Origin of the sequence: Pedobacter sp. R20-19 (genome assembly GCF_000708265.2) — a bacterium.
In the GTDB taxonomy this organism is placed as follows: domain Bacteria; phylum Bacteroidota; class Bacteroidia; order Sphingobacteriales; family Sphingobacteriaceae; genus Pedobacter.
In genome coordinates, this window is the sequence record NZ_JCKI01000002.1 from 636,404 (window position 1) to 655,840 (window position 19,437).

Below are 19,437 nucleotides of genomic sequence, written 5' to 3' on the forward strand. Positions count from 1 at the left end.
CTGTTTGGTTATGATGCATAAAAATTAGATTATCATGAAAATACTGATTGTTGAAGATGAGCATGCCTTATATGAAAGCATTTTTGATTATTTCACCGGAGAGGGAAATATATGCGAACATGCTGCAGATTTTAATACGGCAAGTGAAAAAATTCAATTATATAGCTACGATTGTATTCTTTTAGATCTTGGTTTACCCGGTGGCGAAGGTCTGGACCTCCTCTCACAGTTAAAGAAATCTAACAAAAAGGATGGTGTACTTATTATCTCCGCGAGACATTCGCTGGATGACAGGCTTTCAGGACTTGATCTCGGAGCCGATGATTATTTAGTTAAGCCCTTTCATCTTTCTGAACTAAAGGCCCGGGTTACCGCAATTGTAAGGAGGAAAAATTTTGATGGAGATAATGTAATCAAGTTCAATGAGATCAATGTAGATATATCAGCCATGAACATTACAGTAAACAATAATCCGGTAACGCTTACCAAAAAAGAGTTTGATTTATTTGTTTACTTCTTATCAAATAAAAACAAGGTGGTGACAAAAAATGCGATGGCAGAACATCTTTGGGGTGATGAAATGGATCTGTCGGATGACTTCGATTTCCTTTACACCCACGTTAAAAATTTGAAAAAGAAACTAGGGGAGGCAGGTGCAAAAGATTATGTTAAATCGGTTTATGGCATTGGTTATAAATTTACAGAAGCATGAAGTTATCCACCCGCTACAACAGGGTTAATATCCTTACTTCCTCCATTATCCTGATTATAACCGGTATAATCTATTACTTTTTTATCCACCTCATTCTAACCAATAAACTGGATAAGGATTTGGCTGTTGAGGAGGATGAGATCAGGCAATACACGCGAACTTACCAAAAGCTGCCACTACCGGCAAGCTACCTGGATCAGCAGGTTTCCTATCGTGAATTACCGGGTAATACAAATGATATTCCCGAATTCAGCTATACTACCTATTTAAATCAAGAAGAAAATGATCGGGAACCGGGAAGGAGTTTGGTAACAACTGTTCATTTAAAAGGCAAAAACATTCAGGTTACCATTACAAAATCAAGGGTTGAATCTGAAGATCTGGTTCGGGTAATTTTGCTCATCACATTGGGCGTGACCTTAATTTTACTGGTTTCACTTTTTTTAATTAATCGGTTTGTGCTGAACAGACTCTGGATGCCTTTTTATAGTACGCTGAAAAGGATGAAATCTTTTGAAGTGACTAAAATAGGGGAAGTAAGCCAGGATCTTACAGAAATAGATGAATTTATTGAGCTTAACCAATCGGTAAATGCTATGGCCGACCGTGTGAAACAGGATTACAGGGAGCTCAAAAGTTTCACTGATAATGCCTCGCATGAAATGATGACTCCACTCGCTGTTATTAACTCGAAACTTGATTCGCTTTTGCAGACTGAATCTTTCACTGCACAGCAGGGCGCATTATTAGAAGATATCTATCAGGCAACTGGAAGGCTTGCACGTCTTCATCAATCACTTTTACTGCTGGCCAAAATCGAAAATAACTTAATTACAGATGCTCAGGAACTAGATTTTAAAGATCTCGTTGAGTCTAAAGTGAGGCAATTTCAGGAGCTTTTTGAAAGGGATGGTTTAACTGTTGAAGTTAGATTGAGTAATAAAACGGTAATCATGAGTCGCTATCTTGCAGATATAGTATTGAATAATCTTTTCAGTAATGCGGTAAGGCATAACCTCAGAGATGGAAGAATTGTGATAGCACTCTCTAAAACTGCGCTGGTGATTTCTAATACTGGAAAGAACGTTAATGATACAGGGCGGCTCTTTGATAGGTTCTCAAAATCACCCGAATCTGAAGGCATGGGACTTGGTTTAGCCATAACCAAACAAGTTTGTAACCTCTACGGATATCATATAAATTATGAGCAAATGAACGGCATGCACCAATTTTCTATTTTTTTTGATCCTGAATCCTAACTACAGAATTCCTACATAATTGCTTGATAGTTTTGATTAAAAATAAAAACTATGAAAAAGCTTTTAGGGATTTTTTTATTGATGTGCGGTACAAAAGGAAACGCTTTAAAACCTTAGTATGGCCAAGTTAATCACCTTAATGTTGCTGTTTATGGCAGTAACACTATCTTCATTTGCCCAAAATGCAGATTCTTTAAAAAATGTCCTTACACCAGATTCGCTGGGTAGGTGGTATGCAGGTAATCCTGTCCCAAAAAATAAATTTAGAGTAGCCACATTTATTGCTCCTGCAGTTCTTATTGGTTATGGTTTTGCCGCAGTTTATGATAAAGGTGCACTCAAACAGCTTGATGTGAGTACGAAGGCTGAACTGCAGGAAGATCACCCACTCTTTGCCGCACATGTAGATGATTACCTGCAGTTTGCACCTGCGGCAGCAGTGTATGCATTAAATCTTTCAGGCATAAAAGGAAAACATAATCTCTTCGATGCGACTATGCTTTATGCAACTTCAGCTGCGATTATGGGCGTTTCTACTCATTTTGTGAAACAAGGTGTGGGCAGGGAAAGGCCTAACGGAAATGGCGAAAACTCTTTTCCTTCGGGGCATACTGCATCCGCTTTTATGGCTGCAGAATTTTTGCATCAGGAGTATAAAGATGTAAATCTCTGGATTGGCTATGCAGGCTATTTTGTGGCAACCGCTACAGGTACACTTAGGATGTACAACAACAAACATTGGTTTAGTGATGTGGTTGCTGGCGCCGGATTCGGGATTGCGTCAACTAAAATAGCCTATCTGATTTACCCATATATGAAACAGATTTTCGACAAGAAAAAGGATAGCAAATTTACCTTGATGCCCTTTTATCAACCAGGTGCATCGGGCTTGATGCTTTCAGGGCGGTTGTAAAATTGGTTCAGGACAATTCTAAAATACGGGTACAGTATTACTCAGGCATCCAAATCAGCTGAAGCTTATGATAAAGCTTTATTTAGCTGAGATCAATTTTTAGCAAATGAAAATGAGATTGAAGTATTTTCTTTTTTTTGCACTCTTCTGTTCTTCTATTTTGGTAAAAGCACAAGAGCAGATTAAAGATCTCGATTTTTATCTTGGTCAGGCCAAAACATCAAGCCCAATGATTAAAGATCTGGCGAATCAGCATAAATCTGCAGGCATTGATAGTTTGATTGTCAGGGCTACAGCAAAACCGCAGGTTACCGGGACATCAAGCGGACTTTATGCACCCATTATTCACAGTTATGGTTATGATGAGGTGCTTAGCAACGGCCAATCTTTATACCGGGCTAATTATGATAGTTGGCATTATTGGGGAAAATGCAATCTTCACCTTCCTTCAATTTAAGGAATCTTTGTCCGATCAAGATGTGGACAATGCGATTACTTTTGCCATTTCCACCCGGTTAAGGCCGAAATTAATGACTGCATTAGGGGCAATTATTGCATTAATGCCATTGGCGTTAGGCATTGGCGCTGGTGCACAACTCCACCAACCCCTGGCGATTGCTGTAATTGGTGGGTTTATTGTTGCATTGCCGTTGTTAATCATTGCGTTGCCAAGTTTTATAAGGAAACTTTATTCAGCAGGATCATTAAAATTTAAATCCTAAAATAAGATCAAAATAAAATTTAACCATTACGCTGTAGAGGCTATACTTATCTATTTATACCCTTAACAGGCGATTTTATGGATGTACAATTGCCCAGCCTTCTGCCGAAAGAATGATAATTTCTCCATTACCACTGGGTACATAGTTTATAAAATCAAACAAAGTCGATTTATCAATTTTGCGCTCACGAATGGTATTCTCACATTGTGCTAAGCGCACCCCTTTGTTTCTAAGTGTATTAAGCTGATCAAGAAATTTCCCATCTTTAAGGTAAACCGCCATTCCATCTCCAAAAGCAATCAATTCTAGTTCTAGTTTTCCCTTTAATCTTGGATCTTCCAAGGCATTATTCATATTCCTAAGTGTGCCGGAAATGTGTTTTTCATCGGCACTATTGAGTACATAAAGTGCTTTATAAGTTTTCTTTTTTGCTATGGCGCCCACATAGTTGCTCGCTTTTTCTTGTGCAGACAGGCCTGAAGAAATTGCTGTAATTAAAATAAAGGAAACTAAGATTAATAATTTTTTCATGTTATCTTTTTGTTTTTAAGAGGGTGTTGTTTTGCTATTTCACTAAACGGTCCATATTTGTGTTGTTTTTCACTAAAACCATCTGCATATGGTCCAAACGGATAATCGATAGGCTTTGTTGAGACATCTTTATAATCTTTTTTCGGGTTAAGATGATGTCTTGGTTGTGAATTCACAAATGCGGCCACATTCCAGGCCTCTTCGTCGCTTAATATCGGATCTTGGTAAGTTGAACCATAAGGCATATTGTTCTTGACAAAACCAGCAAAATTTCCAAGTCTGAACATCCCTGCACCATCATTATAACTGTCAGGCCCCCAAAGCGGTGGGTAAATATAGCCTTTTCCGCCAGGGGCTACCATTCCTTTACCTTCGCCACCATGGCAGCTCATGCATTTAGAAGTATAAACAATTTTTCCTTTAATCGGATCTGCAGGAATATCTAAATAGGGAACCTTTTTTACCGAATGATCAGCAAGCGGCGTTTCTGAATTTACTTTTTCTCCAACCCATTTTAAATAGGCCAACATGGCCTGCATTTCTTTTGAATTTCTTTTTGGTGCTATCCCGTTCATGCTTCTCTCAAAGCACTCATCAATTCGTTCAAAGGCTTTTTCTTTTCTGCCTTTTCTTGCACTCCATTTGGGATAACTTACATAGAAAACGGAAAAATTATTTGCAAAAGGCCTGGTTCCGGCATCCAAATGGCAATTTTGACAATTCATACCATTTGCGAGCTTTCCTACTGTACCTTGTGGCCCTAAATATGATGCTGTATTCACAATTAAATTTCTCCCATATCTGATCAGGTCTGCATCGGGTTTATCTCGTATTTTAATCGTGTCAGGCGCCATCCAATAGCGAGGCCCTGCAATATGCCCGGTTGCAGGTTTTAATTGATTTTTTGAAGATAATTGATCGTTTGTATTCGTGTATAGCGTTTTAGGAAAATGAAAGCCTGTTAATGAAAGAACCAGGCAACACATCACGCCAACGGATATCAATCCGATCCATGACAGATATTTTCCAAGACTTGAAAAGGCTTTAAGCTTTTCTTCGGCGTTCATTTCAGGTTTCATCTGGTAAGTCCTATTTCTGATCAATTGATATAGTGTGACCTGGATCATTCTGGTTTATTACCATAGTAAGCTTTGTCATCAGGCAATGTTTAATCATTAATGGGGCAGCTTGTTCTTCATCACACCGTATAAATATGTTCCGAGGAGGGCGCCCAAAATAACTACTGCCATCCCGGCATATCCACTACCGAGGTTAACAAACATTGGCCCTGGACATGCGCCGGTTAGTGCCCAGCCTAAGCCAAAGATGGTTCCTCCAATCAGGTATTTACGATATGCTTTATCTTTATGATGAAAGAGGATTGGATTTCCTGAGATATCTTTGATCTTGAATTTTTTAATAAGGAATACCGCGATTACACCAAGTACAATTGCCGTACCGATAATTCCATACATGTGGAAGGATTGGAAACGAAACATTTCCTGTATTCTGTACCAGGAAACAGCTTCAGATTTAAACATGATGATGCCGAAGAGTGTTCCTGCTAAAATATATTTGATAAATTTCATTGTTGTGGGTTTAGAAGATGAATGGCATGATCAGGAAAGTCATGATGAGGCCTCCTATAAAAAAACCAATTACGGCAACGAGTGAAGGTAGCTGAAGATTGGAGAGCCCGGATATGGCATGGCCTGATGTACATCCACCTGCATAGCGGGAGCCAAAACCTACGAGTAGTCCTCCAATGAGTAAGATGCCAAGTGTTTTCAAATCTTTCATGGCTTCGAGGGAAAAGAGATCAGCTGGATTCAGGCCGCCATCAAATTTTACCCCCAATTGTTTTAAATCGGCAATTGTTGCTTCAGAGAGCTTGATTGGAGCTGGTTCGCTCAGGTAATGTGTAGCGATAAACCCGCCTAAAATAGAACCGGCCAGAAACATCAGGTTCCAAACCTGGTCCTTCCACTTAAAATCAAAGAATTTTATTTTTTTTCCTGCTCCTGCCATGCTGCAAATGGTGCGTAGGTTAGCAGAGAAACCAAATGATTTGCCAAAAAAAAGCAATATGAGCATAATCAATACGATCATTGTACCCGAAAAATACCAGGGCCAGGGTTGTTTAATGAAATCAATCATAATGTTTTAAATGAAATGTTAATAAGGGTATTTTTGAGTTTAATAAAAAATTAATATCTGAGTGTTCCAGAAAAAACTTTCCCATGTTTTGATTGCCATGCGTTCTGATACAGATCAAGTCAATTGACATTTCCTGGCAGAGTTTTGTTAAGGACTTTTCGAGATTCTTGTGATTAATCAAGTGAAAGCTCGCCGGGTAAATATGGTGTTCTTTTGCAAAGAATTTCATTTGCTCGGTTGCAATGTCCTCCATTTCTTTTTTATGGAGAATATGTAACAGGTGAATTTTCCCTTTTTGGCTGTCAACAAATTTCTTCAATGCATTAATCTGAACACCTTTTCCGAAATATTCGGCATCAGCAATCAGTAATACATGCTTAGGGTTTAATTTTTCAAAACCTTTCTTAAGTAAGAGCATTGGCAGGCCAAGCTCTTTTGCCGTTTGATAAAGGGTTTGAATATTTGTGTTGCCACCTTCAGGGTAACGAGATACCTGTGTAACCATCATTTCCGCCTTAATTCCTTCTGCATAGGATTTTACAAGATCCCTATTGGCTTTGCTAATGCGATGTTCTGATATGTTCATGTCCTCGGGTGCTTGTTTGATGTATCTGCTATTCAGGTTGATCGGCATTTCTACCGTTTGTTCATCCGTTTTGTAACGGTGGAGGAAATGTACGCTTACGCCAAAAACATGATGCAGCCTGGTAGCTACAGATAAATAATCATCTATACCCATAAAAGATCTGGTATAAACCAATAGCTTTAACATATCATTTTCGGCTTAAGCTGGCCAGGCACCAATACCACCTACCAGATTAAATGCTTCGAAGCCCATCTTTCTCATCATTGAAACAGCTGAAGCAGATCTGCTTCCACTCCGGCAAAAAACAAAATAGTTTTTGTCTTTTCTCAGTTTACCAACTGATGATGAAAAGGAAGGATCCAGGAAATCAATATGCAGGGCCGAAGGCAACGAGGCATTGTTATGCTCTGCTGGTGTTCTCACGTCCAGAAGTACATTATTTTCACTTTTTTTAAACTCATTTTTAAAGTAATCACCACTAAGGTCGTATTCACTTTTTGAAAAGAAACCGCTCAGCATCTGGAATATTTTATTCATTGTATTGTTGTGAATTTTCGGCTAGTTGTTGTGCCGAAGTATTAATATTATGATTCATTGTCAGTGATTTTGCCCATTGAGGGGCAAGGTTAGCAATGCATAAACCTGAGCTTACCATTTGCTATTGATTTATTTCAGGGTACTTGGGCACACAAATGCAGTGGTAGGGATATGGCTATTTTCTTTAATGGCTTTAAAACCACCGGCCACATCGATCAGGTTATGGTATCCTCTTGCCCTCATGATGGAGTTGAAAATTACAGAGCGGTAACCACCGGCGCAATGAACAAAGTAAGTCTGGTTCTTATCCATATCCTCAAATTTTTCATTGATATAATCCAAAGGAAGGTTAATGGCATTCTCCACATGCTCACTCTGGAACTCGTTCGTTTTTCTAACATCCAGAATAGTTACTGCTGTTGTCTGCTTAATTTTTGCCAGTTCTTCAGCAGAAATGGATTTTATTTCGTCCGTTTCCTTTCCAGCATTTTTCCATGAAGTAAAACCACCAGCTAAATAACCAATTGCGCCATCAAAGCCTACTCTGGATAATCTGGTAACCACTTCCTCGTTTCTATCCTCATCCGTTATGAGTAAAATGGGCTGCTTAATGTCGGGTATAAGGGTTCCTACCCAAGGTGCAAAGTTTCCATCTATACCAATATTAATTGAGTTTGGAATAAATCCTTTTACAAAAACCTTAGGATCTCTGGTATCTAAAATTACTGCTCCGGTTTCATTTGCCATTTGCTCAAAAGCCTCTGGGCTTAACGCATGCATACCTCTTTTCATTACTTTTTCGAAAGGATCATAACCATGAATGTTCATCATCACATTTTCAGGAAAATAAGCGGGTGGTGGAAGCAGTCCATCTGTAACTTCTTTAATAAATTCAGCTTTAGACATATTTGCCCTTAATGCATAGTTGGTCTTTTTTTGATTGCCTAAAAAGTCGGTTGTTTCCTTGCTCATATTTTTTCCACAAGCGCTACCCGCTCCATGAGCAGGATAAACGATAATGTCATCGCTTAAAGGCATGATCTTATTGCGCAAAGAATCAAAGAGGTAACCCGCAAGCATTTCACTCGTTAGTTCGTTCACTAGCTTTTGTGCCAAATCTGGTCGGCCAACATCACCTATAAAAAGCGTATCACCTGAGAAAAGTGCTATTTCATTACCTTGTTCATCGCTAAGCAGAAAACAGGTGCTTTCCATGGTATGGCCTGGTGTATGCAGTACTTTAATTTTTGCCCCGCATAGTTGTAAAATCTCCGCATCTTTTGCGGCATAGAAGTCGAAATCAGGTTTTGCATTGGGGCCATATACAATTTTGGCTCCGCTTTCTTTTGCAAGGTCGAGGTGGCCTGATACAAAATCGGCATGGAAGTGCGTTTCAAGCACATATTTAATTTTTGCGCCACTTTTTTTTGCACGCTCCAGATAAGGTCTAACTTCGCGAAGCGGATCTATAATAGCGGCTTCTCCATTGCTCTCGATATAGTAGGCTCCTTGTGCCAAACATCCGGTATAAATCTGTTCTATAATCATGATCATCAGTTTAATATTTCAAAATTAATACTTAATATTTTTCACTATGGTGACTTTTGTCACACAGCTATTTTTGATGGAAGAATTTATTTAAGAACAATTTCCTTTAGGATGATGTAGCAACCCATTACGAGTACAAACCATCCAAAACCCTTCTTAAGCTTTGCGCCGTCTATCTTCTTGCTCATCATTCCTCCAATTATGATTCCGGCTATAGCTACCACAGTAATCTTTGCAAGAAAAAACCAGTCAATTGAAAAGTGTCCTAAGTCGCCAGTAAAACCTATAAGTGAGTTTAAAGCAATAATAAAGAGTGATGTACCGACCGCCTCCTTCATGGGCAGGCCTACCAGGATAACCAGTGTGGGAATCAGCAGGAAGCCGCCCCCTGCACCTAAAAATCCAGTTGCCAGGCCTATGGAGATTCCATAAAGCAATAGTTTTTTAATATTCAGTTTTGGTCTTTCTGTCTGGGCTACATCTTCATCTTTAACGCCCTTTATCATGGCTACTGCAGCCGCTACCATTAATACAGCAAAAAGTACCATCATTAGCATATTCTCTGTGAGTTCGAAGCTTCCAATTCTTATGATATTTTTGGGAATGAGCGGTATGATGAACTTTCGGGTAAAAAAAACGGTAGAGATAGATGCACTGCCAAATAACAGAGCGGTTTTGACATTAACTAAGCCGCGTTTAAAATTGCCCACTGTTCCGGCAAGGCTTGTAGAGCCTACAATAAACAGCGAGTAGGAGGTAGCCAGCAAAGGGCTAACGCCAAAGAGATAAACTAGTACGGGCATGGTTAGGATGGATCCGCCACCACCAATTAAACCAAGAGAGATACCAATTAGGGCAGAGGCTACATAAGCGAGGATTTCCATTTTTGTTATTTTTTAACAAAAATCGGATTATGATATGCTGATGTTGGTGACTTTTGTCACACTCGATATTTTTCTTAAAAATTAGATAGTAAAATACTATAACCTACCGATCAATGGTATATGATGTGCTGACTTGAAGATTTATTTTTTACAGTCGGTATTCGATATAATTCCGGTGCATCACGATTCCTCCGGCCTGCTCCATCTTTTTAAGTAACCTGGAGACTACCTCTCTTGAGGTATTCAGATCTACAGCAATCTCGCTGTGGGTAAGTTGCAAATTCTTTGTGTTTAAATCTTCTGACTGCTTTTTTAGGTAAAATGCCAGTCGTTCATCCATGGCTTTAAAGGCAATATTATCAATAACGAAAAGTAATTCTTCGAAACGCATGCGGTAGGTTTCCATTACGAAATAATACCAGGTTTTGTAATCACGCATCAATTTATCCATCAAGGCAATAGGGATCATGAGTACTTTGGTCTGCTCAATTGCCTTTGCCATCACCTCGCTGGTTTCCTGCCTGGTAGCGCAGATCATCGAAAGGGCACAGGCATTTCCTGGCTGGAGATAATACATGAAAAATTCCTGCCCATCATCACCTTCCCTGTATAGCTTCACCATCCCTTCCACAATAAGTACCGTTGAACGCATGTTCTGTCCGGTCTGCATTAACATATCTCCTCCCTGAAAATCTTTTAGCAGGGCATTTTCGATCAGAATGGCCTTTAGTGCAGGTTCAAATTGTGGGAAGAGACGGTCAATGTATACGGCTACTGTGGTATCTTTCATTTCGGTGTTTTGGATTTTAAAGATAGTTATACTAAAGTATCCTATCAAAATTTCTATTCATCTTCATGGGTGGACATTCTTTGATCAATGTATAGATTATGCGCTAGACCGGAAATTTTTCCAGACTTATTAAACTTATAAATCATGGAAAGCTTGATTTAAAGGATTAAAAATCCTTAGGGAAATTGGTCGGGATTGTAGATCCCGACCAGCTCATGCGTTAGTCCGGAATTTTTTTCCGGACTTGTTTATCTATGAATTTTTAATCCATATTATTTATCTACTAAGTTTCTACTATAGCAATGGCCTGCGCTTAAAATGGTTTAAAGGATTAAAATCAATAGAAGATTAGTCTTCTTCTCCACTGTTTTTCATTTTCATCAATACCGCATACGCATTTTTAATGATGACTTTACTAAGCTTGGCTTTAGTGTTAACCGCCGTAAAACCGTCCACACTTTCGCCGGGTTCAACTTCTGTCATCTTATATTTGTTATTGCCTAAATCTGAAAAAACGTAATATTTACTATTCCACTTAACTATCGCATCATCATTAATGGCTTCTATATTGGCATTAGACACCGATATGGAAGCACTGAGAAAGGCTCCTGGCAATAATTTACTATCTGCATTTTCCAAATCGCAATGAACGGAAGTGGTGCGATCGTTATCAATGCTAGGCGTAATTAAATGAACTTTTGCAATATAATTTTTCTGTGGATTGGCGCTTGATGTACAAACGATTTTTTGGCCTACTCTAATATTGGCGGCATCTTTTTCCAAAACGGTAAGGTTAGCATGGAGTCCTCCCTGGCTAATCATTTCAAAAAGTACATCTGTATTGCTCACATATTTTCCAGCATTCACATTAACTTTAATAACCACACCTGATACAGGTGCTTTTATGCTGATGTTTCTGGTGATATTAGATTCATTTAAGGAAGTCGGATTAATCCCGATCAGACGAAGTTTTTGAGCCAGTGCATTAACCAATACCTTTACATTGTTATACTCACTTTCAGCTAATTGATATACTTTATCGCTACTGGCCTTGGTTTGGTTTAAGCCCTTTTGGCGTTGATAATCAGCAGTAGCAAAACGAAGTTTATTTTTTGCGGTGAGGTAATCCTGTTGCAGCTGGATATATTGCTGATCTTCGACAGTTGCTAACAAACTACCTTTTTTTACCATCATACCTGGTATAATCTTCATTGATTTGATATAGCCGCCCATGGGTACGCTTACTGAAAAAGCATTTTCTGGTGGAACATCTACAATGCCATTCACTTTGATTACCTGGTGCATAGCTTTTAACTGCAGGCTACCTGTTTGAATACCTGCATTTTTAACTTGTTCAGCAGTGAGCTGCACTTCATCTTCAGGCATTTGTGGGGATTGAGTATCTGCTTTGGCTTCAGTTTTTTGATCGGTAGTTCCACATGCCATTAGTGTAGAAACCAATACTGCTGCTAATATTAATTTATATCTTATCATATCTTATTTTTCTGTTGCTGTAATTCTTTCTATTTCAAAGGCAGCCTGATTTAGCTGCTGTACTTTTTCGTAATATTCACTTCTAAGCTGTATCGATTGATTAATCAACATTACCCAATCCAGATAGGCAATTTCACCGGCATATAATTTTTCAGATGCAGTTTTAACAATATCTGCTGAATTGTGGAGGGAAACCTTTTGGTAAGACGCAATTAATCTACTCAGTTCCATATAGCGCATTCGGGCATTCTCCAGATTGAGCGCAACTGTTTTGGAAATCAGATTAAGTTCCTGCTCTTTTCTCTGAACTTCGATACCTGAGGCTTTAATTTTTGATTTATAGGCACCAGAAAATATAGGTATTCCTAAACCAAAACTTACTGAAGAAAACCGTTTACTGGAATCGAAGTATTGCTCAGTGCCGATGCTATTACTCTGCCAGCCCACAATGCTTGAATTGTTATAACCAAATAATAAGGACGGGAGTAGTTTACTTTTCTCCAGTACCCTTTGTTGTTTGGCGAGGTTAACTTCTGCTTCTGCTAGTTTCTGCATCGGGTTACCAAGAATTTGACTTAATAAATTAGATTTCAATTGATAAATGCTACTATCTACAGCAGGTTCCAGATTATTGCTGTTTAATAAAAAGTTAAACCGGTTAATTTCTTGCTTATAATCAGACCTTAACAGCTCAAGTTGATTGGTAATTTGCTGTTTTTGGTTTTCTGCAGTTCGAAATTCAAGCGCATCAACATCACCTGATTTAAATCTTTGAGTGGATTTTTCAAGAAATGCAGAATAAATGCTATCGGCCCAAACCAATAAACTTCTTTTTTCACGTAACAACAGCAGTTGATAATAACTGATTTTAACTTCGGTTTGAAGATCGATTTGTCTCAGATGGGTACGCTGTTCACTGATGTATAAATTACCCTGATTCACCTTACGTTGATTGGTATAAACGGTTGGAAAATCCAATCCCTGTGAAATGGAGAACTTATTATCATTGGCCAGGCTATTAAACTTTCCATAATCAAAGGTTACAGATGCCTTAGGTACATCAAAATTATTTTTGGTAAGCTGCTGGTAGTAATTGTTCTCTGTTCTTGAAATTTGCAGTGATAAGTTTTTTTCTGCTGCAGTATCCAGTGCTGCCTTTAAACTGATTGGATGCTGTGCATTAACAGAAAAACTAATTAAGATCAGGGTAGCAATTAAGCCAGCTGTTTTTCTGGTTTTATTAAAATAACCAAATCCCTTTTCAAATAAAATATAAAGCATAGGTAATACAAATAAGGTAAGCAGGGTTGAAACCAGTAAGCCGCCAATAACTACTGTAGCCAATGGTTTTTGTACAGCGCCACCTGCACCAGTACTAATTGCCATGGGGATAAATCCAAGAGAGGGAACAAGTGCCGTCATTAATACCGCCCGCAGTTTAGACTTTGTAGCATGGATCACAATACGTTTAACATCAGTCCATCCTTCCTTTTTCAATCGGTTAAATTCTGTTACCAGTAAGATTCCATTAAGTACCGCTACACCAAAAAGTGCAATAAAACCTACTCCAGCTGAAATACTAAAAGGAAGATCTCTGATCCATAGGGCAAATATTCCACCAATAGCAGATAATGGAATGGCGGTATAAATCAATAATCCTTGCTTCACTGAATTGAAAGCAAAATAGAGGAGCAAAAAGATTAATAATAAAGCAATAGGAACCACAATGGCCAATCTTGATTTTGCAGCAGTCATGTTTTCAAATGATCCTCCATAGGTGATGGTATAGCCTTTGGCCAGCTTAAGATCCTTGTTCGCTTTGATTTGAAGCTCTTCTACGATTGATTGAACATCTCTATCCTTCACATTAAAGCCTACTATAATTCGTCTGCGTGTGTTTTCGCGTTGAATTTGATTAATCCCTTCTTCTTCTACCACACTGGCAACTAAGCTCAATGGGATTTGATTTCCCGATTTGGCCAGTATCATTAAATTTTCTACATCCTTAATGTTTTTTCTGGCACTTTCATCCAACCTCACCACCATGTCGAAACGTTTCTCACCTTCGTATACCTGCCCGGCAACCTGGCCCGCAAATGCTGTATTCACCACCCGGTTAACATCCTCTACGTTAATGCCGTATTGTGCCATACCATCTCTGTTGTATTTAATCACTACCTGAGGCATTCCAGTAACCTGTTCTTCATATATATTGATGGCTCCTTTTACATTTCCAATAATGCTTCCTAAACGTTTGGAGTACATGGCAAGTGAATCCAGATCTTCGCCAAATATTTTACACACAATATCCTGCCTTGCACCGGTCATCAACTCATTAAAACGCATCTGTACCGGAAACTGAAATCCAACAGTAATCCCGGGAATTACTTCAACAGCTTTGGTCATTTTAGCACTGAGTTCAGGAAAGGAGCTTGCAGAAGTCCATTGTTTTTTAGGTTTCAGAATCACCATCATATCGCCAGCCTCAAATGGCATAGGATCAGTTGGAACTTCGGCACTACCAATTTTGGTGACGATTTTTTCTACCTCAGGGAATTTCTCAAGTAAAATTTTAGAAGCCTGCTGGGTGGTTTCTATAGTTGTTTTTAGATTACTTCCGGTAAGTAACCGTGTTTCAACGGCAAAGTCTCCCTCTTCCAGCTGCGGAATAAATTCTCCACCTAAGGTGCCCATGGTAAATACAGCGATGACAAAAAGCGATATGGTTACCATCAAAATCATTTTAGGATAACCCAGTATGCGGCTTAAAGCAGGCTGGTATCTGCGCTCTATCCAGATCATCAATTTATCTGTCAGGTTCTTTTTATGGCTGATGGTTTTATTAAGGCAAAGTGCAGACATCATAGGCACATAGGTAACCGAAAGGATGAATGCGCCTAATATGGCAAAGGCTATGGTCCAGGCCATTGGTTTGAACATTTTACCCTCAATACCTTCAAGAGAAAGAATCGGGAGGTAAACAATAAGAATGATAATCTGACTAAATACTGCTGATTTGATCATGGAGCCAGTCGACTTTTCAACTTCTGCATCCATTTGGTTTTGATTGATGGTGCTTGTAGACCTGAAATGTTTGCTATGCGAAAAGCGGTGGAGGATAGCTTCCACAATGATAACTGAACCATCTACGATCAAACCAAAATCAATAGCACCCAACGACATCAGGTTACCGCCCACACCAAAGGTGTTCATTAAAATGATGGCGAAAAGCATGGAGAGGGGGATTACCGAGGACACGATGAGACCGGCACGTAAGTTCCCGAGAAAGAAAACAAGTACAAAAATAACAATTAGTGCGCCTTCTAACAGATTTGTTTCTACCGTACTGATGGCATTATCCACCATTTTAGTTCTGTCTAGAAATGGTTCAACAACTACACCCTCTGGCAGCATTTTCTGAATTTCAGCAACCTTATCTTTAACCCGCTTCACTACAACGGAAGAATTTTCTCCTTTTAACATCATCACCACTGCTCCGGCAACTTCACCCTGGGCATTGTATGTCATGGCGCCGTATCTTATGGCTGAGCCAAACTGGACTTTAGCGATTTGCCCCATGAGTACAGGCATTCCGTTGGGCAAGGTTTTAACTACAATCTTTTCTATATCTGCTAAGCTTGTGGTTAATCCTTCACTTCTGATATACAATACCGTAGGTCCTTTTTCGATGTAAGCACCACCAGTATTGCCATTGTTTTTCTCCAAGGCATCAAATACATCTGCTATGGTAAGGCCAAATGCCTTAAGCTGATCTTGCCTAACGGCTACTTCATATTGCTTTAGCCGGCCACCAAAACTAGAAACTTCTGCTACGCCTGGGGTACCCAATAGTTGCCTGCGCACAATCCAATCCTGAATGGTTCTTAGTGCCTGCGCATCATATTTCCCTTCGTAACCTTTCTTTGGGCGAACGACATACTGGTAAATTTCACCTAAACCTGTAGATACGGGAGCCATTTGCGGTGCACCAATTCCCTGGGGTATTTCTTGTTGCACCTGCTGCAAACGCTCAGCAATTTGCTGTCGTGCCCAATAAACATCTGTTTCTTCATTAAAAACGATCGTTACCAACGATAAGCCAAATCTTGAAAAACTTCTGATTTGCTTTAATCCTGAAATGCTGCTGCAGGATTGTTCTATTGGAAAGGTAATTAATCGTTCGATATCAGGAGCACCAAGTGAAGGAGAAACTGTAATCACCTGAACCTGATTGTCTGTAATATCGGGGAGGGCATCAATAGGCAATTTTGTAACCTCATACGCACCCCAACCAATTAGTGAGCATACGAATAAGGCAATGATCAGCTTATTCCTTACGGAAAAACCAATAATGTTATTCAACATAATAGTATATTAAAAGGATCTGAAAAATAGTCTGTAAGGCATATAAAATGCAAAACAGACGAAATAATGGATATAATGGTGTTAAACCATTAACATGGGTGGTCGGAAAAGCGACCCCGGACTCGGATTGCTATGCAAGAAGGTATATTCTGATTGTATGGAATCAGATATAGGTGTCGGAATAAAATTTAATAAGACTATCACTTCACTTGGAACTGCAATAGAGATTGAATGATGACCATCAATTTTCTTGAACGGGAGTTTCATATCCTCGTCCTCATCATTATCATTGAGGTCATTCCCTAAATAATGCATTTCCAGAAAAGTTAGAAAAGTGATTTTTGAATCTATCTCATGGTGTTGCAGGTAGTGAAAAACAAGCTGAGGTGTTTTCAGCACTTCACAGATGGAAGCGTTAAAAATGATAATGGGGAACAGTAAGATTACGATTAGCTTGTTCACATTGGCAAATATAAACATACAACAGATTAAACAAAACTTAAATCACAATTTAGCCTTACTAGTTGTATTGCGATGGGACTTGACGAATGCCTGGCTGTTAAAACGGAGCAGGAACATTATGAATGTGAACTCAGTAGAGAGTAACTTGAAATAGAAAAAGTACCTGAAAAAGAAAAGGATGAGGTGAAAGAAATTTTTGCAGGTTACGTTTTGGATGCGCCCTTCAACAGCGCTAATAACCCATATTATTTCTTTAAATCTAAAATTTAAGTAGGATGGATATTGGTTTTGCGGCTAATTATGCTGAATAAAGGGTTAGTTCCCGATCATTTAAGCCATTATCACTTTGAAGGTAAACGAGGTTACTTGTTCATTAGATAGCACTGTAATTTGCCCCTGATGTGCCTTTGCAATTTCAGAAGCAATATAAAGGCCTAGTCCCAATCCATTCTGGCTGGAGTGTGCATCCTGTCTATGAAATGGGTGAAACAAATTGGCAAATGAATGTTCTGGAATGGGTTTTCCCTGGTTGGAAATGGAGATTTCCCAATATGAATCATTCGCGACTGCCTTTAGTAAAACAGATGCATCATTTGAACCATGGGTAAGTGCGTTGGCGAGTAGGTTAGAGGTTAGCTGGGCAATCCGGCCACGATCACAATTTACTTCTGTCTCAATATCAAAGTCGAAATCAATTATTCTTTCGGGCCAGGCCAGTTTAAGTTCTTCGGCCACTTCTTTTAGCAAATCATCCAGATTTACAGTTGTCGGATTAATCGTAATACCACTACCAAGACGCCCACGTGCAAGGTCCATGATGTTATCGATCATTTCGTGCATCCTTTTAGAGCTATTTTGAAGAACTTTTATTAGTCTTTCTTCATTTTTTGCCAATGTGGTACGGGCCAGCATTTGAGTTGCACTCATGATTGCTCCAAGTGGGTTGCGCAAGTCATGACCAAGTACAGCTATAAATTGCTCACGAATTACTGCATTTTGTTTTTCTCCAGATAATTCTTTCTCTGCCAACTGTTTAGCCATTTGTAGATTCTGCTCATACAGGCGGCGATCTGTTGCACGAAACAATACAAAGCGCATAAAAACCGGCAGTCCGGTATCCGCTTTTCGTTCTAAACCGTTGAGGTATATTGGCATTTTTCCATTGCCGGTATCCGCTAGCTCTACTGTAACTTCATCAAAATGACCTTGCATACGTAACAGGGGCCACAAATGGGTTTCAAAATAAATTCTACCACCCACAGCAAAAAGATCAGAAAAACGCTTGTTTATAAAATCATCTGGAGAACCATTCAGCCATTCGGCAGCTGTTTTGTTCATTCGCTGGATATTACTTTCCGCATCCGTAATGATAAAACCACATACGGAATGGTCGAAAAAATCCTCAAAATCTTCAGCTAAAGGCGAAATAGATGATGGTATTTTACTGTTCATTTATAGAAATGCTTTTATGGCTGCGGTTGTTTCATGTGGCGCGCTAAGATTAGGGCAATGGCCTGTGGCACTCATTATGACCAGCGTACTGTTGGGCATGTTTTTATGCATGTATTCGCCTACTTCAACCGGAGCAATCACATCATTGCTGCATTGTAGAATTAATGAAGGTAATTTAACTTGAGGGAGTATAGAACGTTTATCTGTTAAGAAGGTGGTGCGGGCAAAATGTTTAGCAATCTCCGGATCAGTTTTACAGAAACTGTTAGATAATTCTTCACCCAATTCTTTCCGGTCTGGATTGCCCATAATCACAGGCCCCATCGCCATAGACCATCCTAAATGATTGCTGTTAAGAGATTCCAGTAATTCATCTATTTCATCTTTTCTAAATCCGCCAACATAATCCTCGTCATTGATGTAACATGGCGATGGTGCTACCAAAATAAGGCTTTTAAATAAATGGGGTGCCATCTCTGCAGCCATGAGTCCTATAATTGCACTTACTGAATGTCCAACAAAAATAACGTCCTGAAGTTGAAGGGCTGTTGCAATCTCAACGATGTCTGTCGCATAACCATCCAAACGATCGTACTTTTCATAACTATAGGCAGAAAGATCAGAATTTCCGGCACCTACATGGTCAAACATAACTACTTTATAATCATCTTCAAAAGCAGGAACGATGTAGCGCCACATGTGCTGATCGCAGCCAAAACCGTGTGCAAACATCATCACCTGTTGGCCTGTTCCTCTAATGGTTACATTATTTCTTTTGATGATGCTCATGAATAAATGGGATGTTTTTGCAAAGATATGGATAATTATGCTGATAAAATGTGAAGATTTGGAACGTGGGTTCCAGTCATTTCTAATAGTATATTTTAATTTCAATGGCTATTTCTTCAACATTTGAAACCATTGTTTCAACATCAGTGCAAACCCTGGTAATTTATTTCTTCTACTTTAGCCAGTCAGAATCTTTATATGATATCAATATTGCGATATTGTAACAGAAATTTCAA

General features: G+C 39.1%; 19 protein-coding genes. 5 read left to right on the forward strand and 14 right to left on the reverse strand.

Annotated elements, in window-relative coordinates:
• The first annotated feature begins 34 nt into the window (after positions 1 to 34).
• The 5 genes from AN34_RS06615 to AN34_RS06635 all read left to right on the forward strand — a co-directional run bounded on the left by AN34_RS06615 (position 35) and on the right by AN34_RS06635 (position 3,606).
• Positions 35 to 712 carry a response regulator transcription factor gene (locus tag AN34_RS06615; protein WP_029283518.1) on the forward strand — a complete coding sequence of 226 codons (678 nt, stop codon included), beginning with the start codon at positions 35 to 37 and terminating at the stop codon, positions 710 to 712.
• Complete coding sequence (locus AN34_RS06620; protein ID WP_029283520.1) at positions 709 to 1,971, forward strand: HAMP domain-containing sensor histidine kinase; 1,263 nt, start codon at positions 709 to 711, stop codon at positions 1,969 to 1,971. The genes AN34_RS06615 and AN34_RS06620 overlap by 4 nt, the downstream gene beginning before the upstream one ends.
• Positions 1,972 to 2,089: 118 nt before the next feature.
• Positions 2,090 to 2,884, forward strand: coding sequence for a phosphatase PAP2 family protein (locus AN34_RS06625; RefSeq protein WP_029283522.1), 795 nt, complete (start codon positions 2,090 to 2,092; stop codon positions 2,882 to 2,884).
• Positions 2,885 to 2,996: 112 nt separating this feature from the next.
• Positions 2,997 to 3,341 (forward strand): hypothetical protein, encoded by a 345-nt coding sequence (locus tag AN34_RS21565; protein WP_029283524.1) that lies wholly within the window; start codon positions 2,997 to 2,999, stop codon positions 3,339 to 3,341.
• Positions 3,289 to 3,606 carry an efflux RND transporter permease subunit gene (locus tag AN34_RS06635; RefSeq protein WP_231625493.1) on the forward strand — a complete coding sequence of 106 codons (318 nt, stop codon included), beginning with the start codon at positions 3,289 to 3,291 and terminating at the stop codon, positions 3,604 to 3,606. Before AN34_RS21565 ends, AN34_RS06635 begins: the two co-directional genes overlap by 53 nt.
• 75 nt (positions 3,607 to 3,681) lie before the next feature.
• Here the strand turns inward: AN34_RS06635 and AN34_RS06640 are convergent, their stop codons facing one another.
• The 14 genes from AN34_RS06640 to AN34_RS06705 form a co-directional block, all read right to left on the reverse strand.
• Complete coding sequence (locus AN34_RS06640; RefSeq protein WP_029283527.1) at positions 3,682 to 4,137, reverse strand: DsrE family protein; 456 nt, start codon at positions 4,135 to 4,137, stop codon at positions 3,682 to 3,684.
• Entirely contained in the window at positions 4,134 to 5,264 is a 1,131-nt protein-coding gene (locus AN34_RS06645) for a c-type cytochrome (protein ID WP_197285490.1), read from the reverse strand. The genes AN34_RS06640 and AN34_RS06645 overlap by 4 nt, the downstream gene beginning before the upstream one ends.
• A gap of 48 nt (positions 5,265 to 5,312) precedes the next feature.
• Positions 5,313 to 5,726: a DUF6691 family protein gene (locus AN34_RS06650; protein ID WP_029283532.1), complete on the reverse strand. Its 414-nt coding sequence runs from the start codon at positions 5,724 to 5,726 to the stop codon at positions 5,313 to 5,315.
• 10 nt (positions 5,727 to 5,736) lie between these two features.
• A complete protein-coding gene (locus tag AN34_RS06655; protein WP_029283534.1) occupies positions 5,737 to 6,294 on the reverse strand; it encodes a YeeE/YedE family protein in 558 nt (185 codons plus the stop codon).
• On the reverse strand, positions 6,287 to 7,066 hold the full coding sequence (locus AN34_RS06660) for a hypothetical protein (RefSeq protein WP_029283536.1): 780 nt from the start codon (positions 7,064 to 7,066) through the stop codon (positions 6,287 to 6,289). The genes AN34_RS06655 and AN34_RS06660 overlap by 8 nt, the downstream gene beginning before the upstream one ends.
• Before the next feature lie 12 nt (positions 7,067 to 7,078).
• Entirely contained in the window at positions 7,079 to 7,417 is a 339-nt protein-coding gene (locus tag AN34_RS06665; RefSeq protein ID WP_051666283.1) for a rhodanese-like domain-containing protein, read from the reverse strand.
• A gap of 129 nt (positions 7,418 to 7,546) precedes the next feature.
• Complete coding sequence (locus tag AN34_RS06670) at positions 7,547 to 8,965, reverse strand: rhodanese-like domain-containing protein (protein ID WP_029283540.1); 1,419 nt, start codon at positions 8,963 to 8,965, stop codon at positions 7,547 to 7,549.
• Positions 8,966 to 9,051: 86 nt separating this feature from the next.
• The gene (locus AN34_RS06675) at positions 9,052 to 9,849 is read right to left on the reverse strand and encodes a sulfite exporter TauE/SafE family protein (RefSeq protein WP_029283542.1); all 798 of its coding nucleotides are present in this window, start codon (positions 9,847 to 9,849) and stop codon (positions 9,052 to 9,054) included.
• 148 nt (positions 9,850 to 9,997) lie between these two features.
• Positions 9,998 to 10,639: a Crp/Fnr family transcriptional regulator gene (locus AN34_RS06680; protein WP_029283544.1), complete on the reverse strand. Its 642-nt coding sequence runs from the start codon at positions 10,637 to 10,639 to the stop codon at positions 9,998 to 10,000.
• A gap of 348 nt (positions 10,640 to 10,987) precedes the next feature.
• Positions 10,988 to 12,133: an efflux RND transporter periplasmic adaptor subunit gene (locus AN34_RS06685; protein WP_029283546.1), complete on the reverse strand. Its 1,146-nt coding sequence runs from the start codon at positions 12,131 to 12,133 to the stop codon at positions 10,988 to 10,990.
• Between the two features lie 3 nt (positions 12,134 to 12,136).
• Positions 12,137 to 16,498, reverse strand: coding sequence for a CusA/CzcA family heavy metal efflux RND transporter (locus AN34_RS06690; protein ID WP_029283548.1), 4,362 nt, complete (start codon positions 16,496 to 16,498; stop codon positions 12,137 to 12,139).
• Positions 16,499 to 16,579: 81 nt separating this feature from the next.
• Positions 16,580 to 16,978 carry a hypothetical protein gene (locus AN34_RS06695; protein ID WP_051666286.1) on the reverse strand — a complete coding sequence of 133 codons (399 nt, stop codon included), beginning with the start codon at positions 16,976 to 16,978 and terminating at the stop codon, positions 16,580 to 16,582.
• A gap of 312 nt (positions 16,979 to 17,290) precedes the next feature.
• A complete protein-coding gene (locus tag AN34_RS06700; RefSeq protein ID WP_029283553.1) occupies positions 17,291 to 18,412 on the reverse strand; it encodes a PAS domain-containing sensor histidine kinase in 1,122 nt (373 codons plus the stop codon).
• Positions 18,413 to 19,201 (reverse strand): alpha/beta fold hydrolase, encoded by a 789-nt coding sequence (locus AN34_RS06705; RefSeq protein ID WP_029283555.1) that lies wholly within the window; start codon positions 19,199 to 19,201, stop codon positions 18,413 to 18,415.
• Positions 19,202 to 19,437 lie beyond the last annotated feature (236 nt).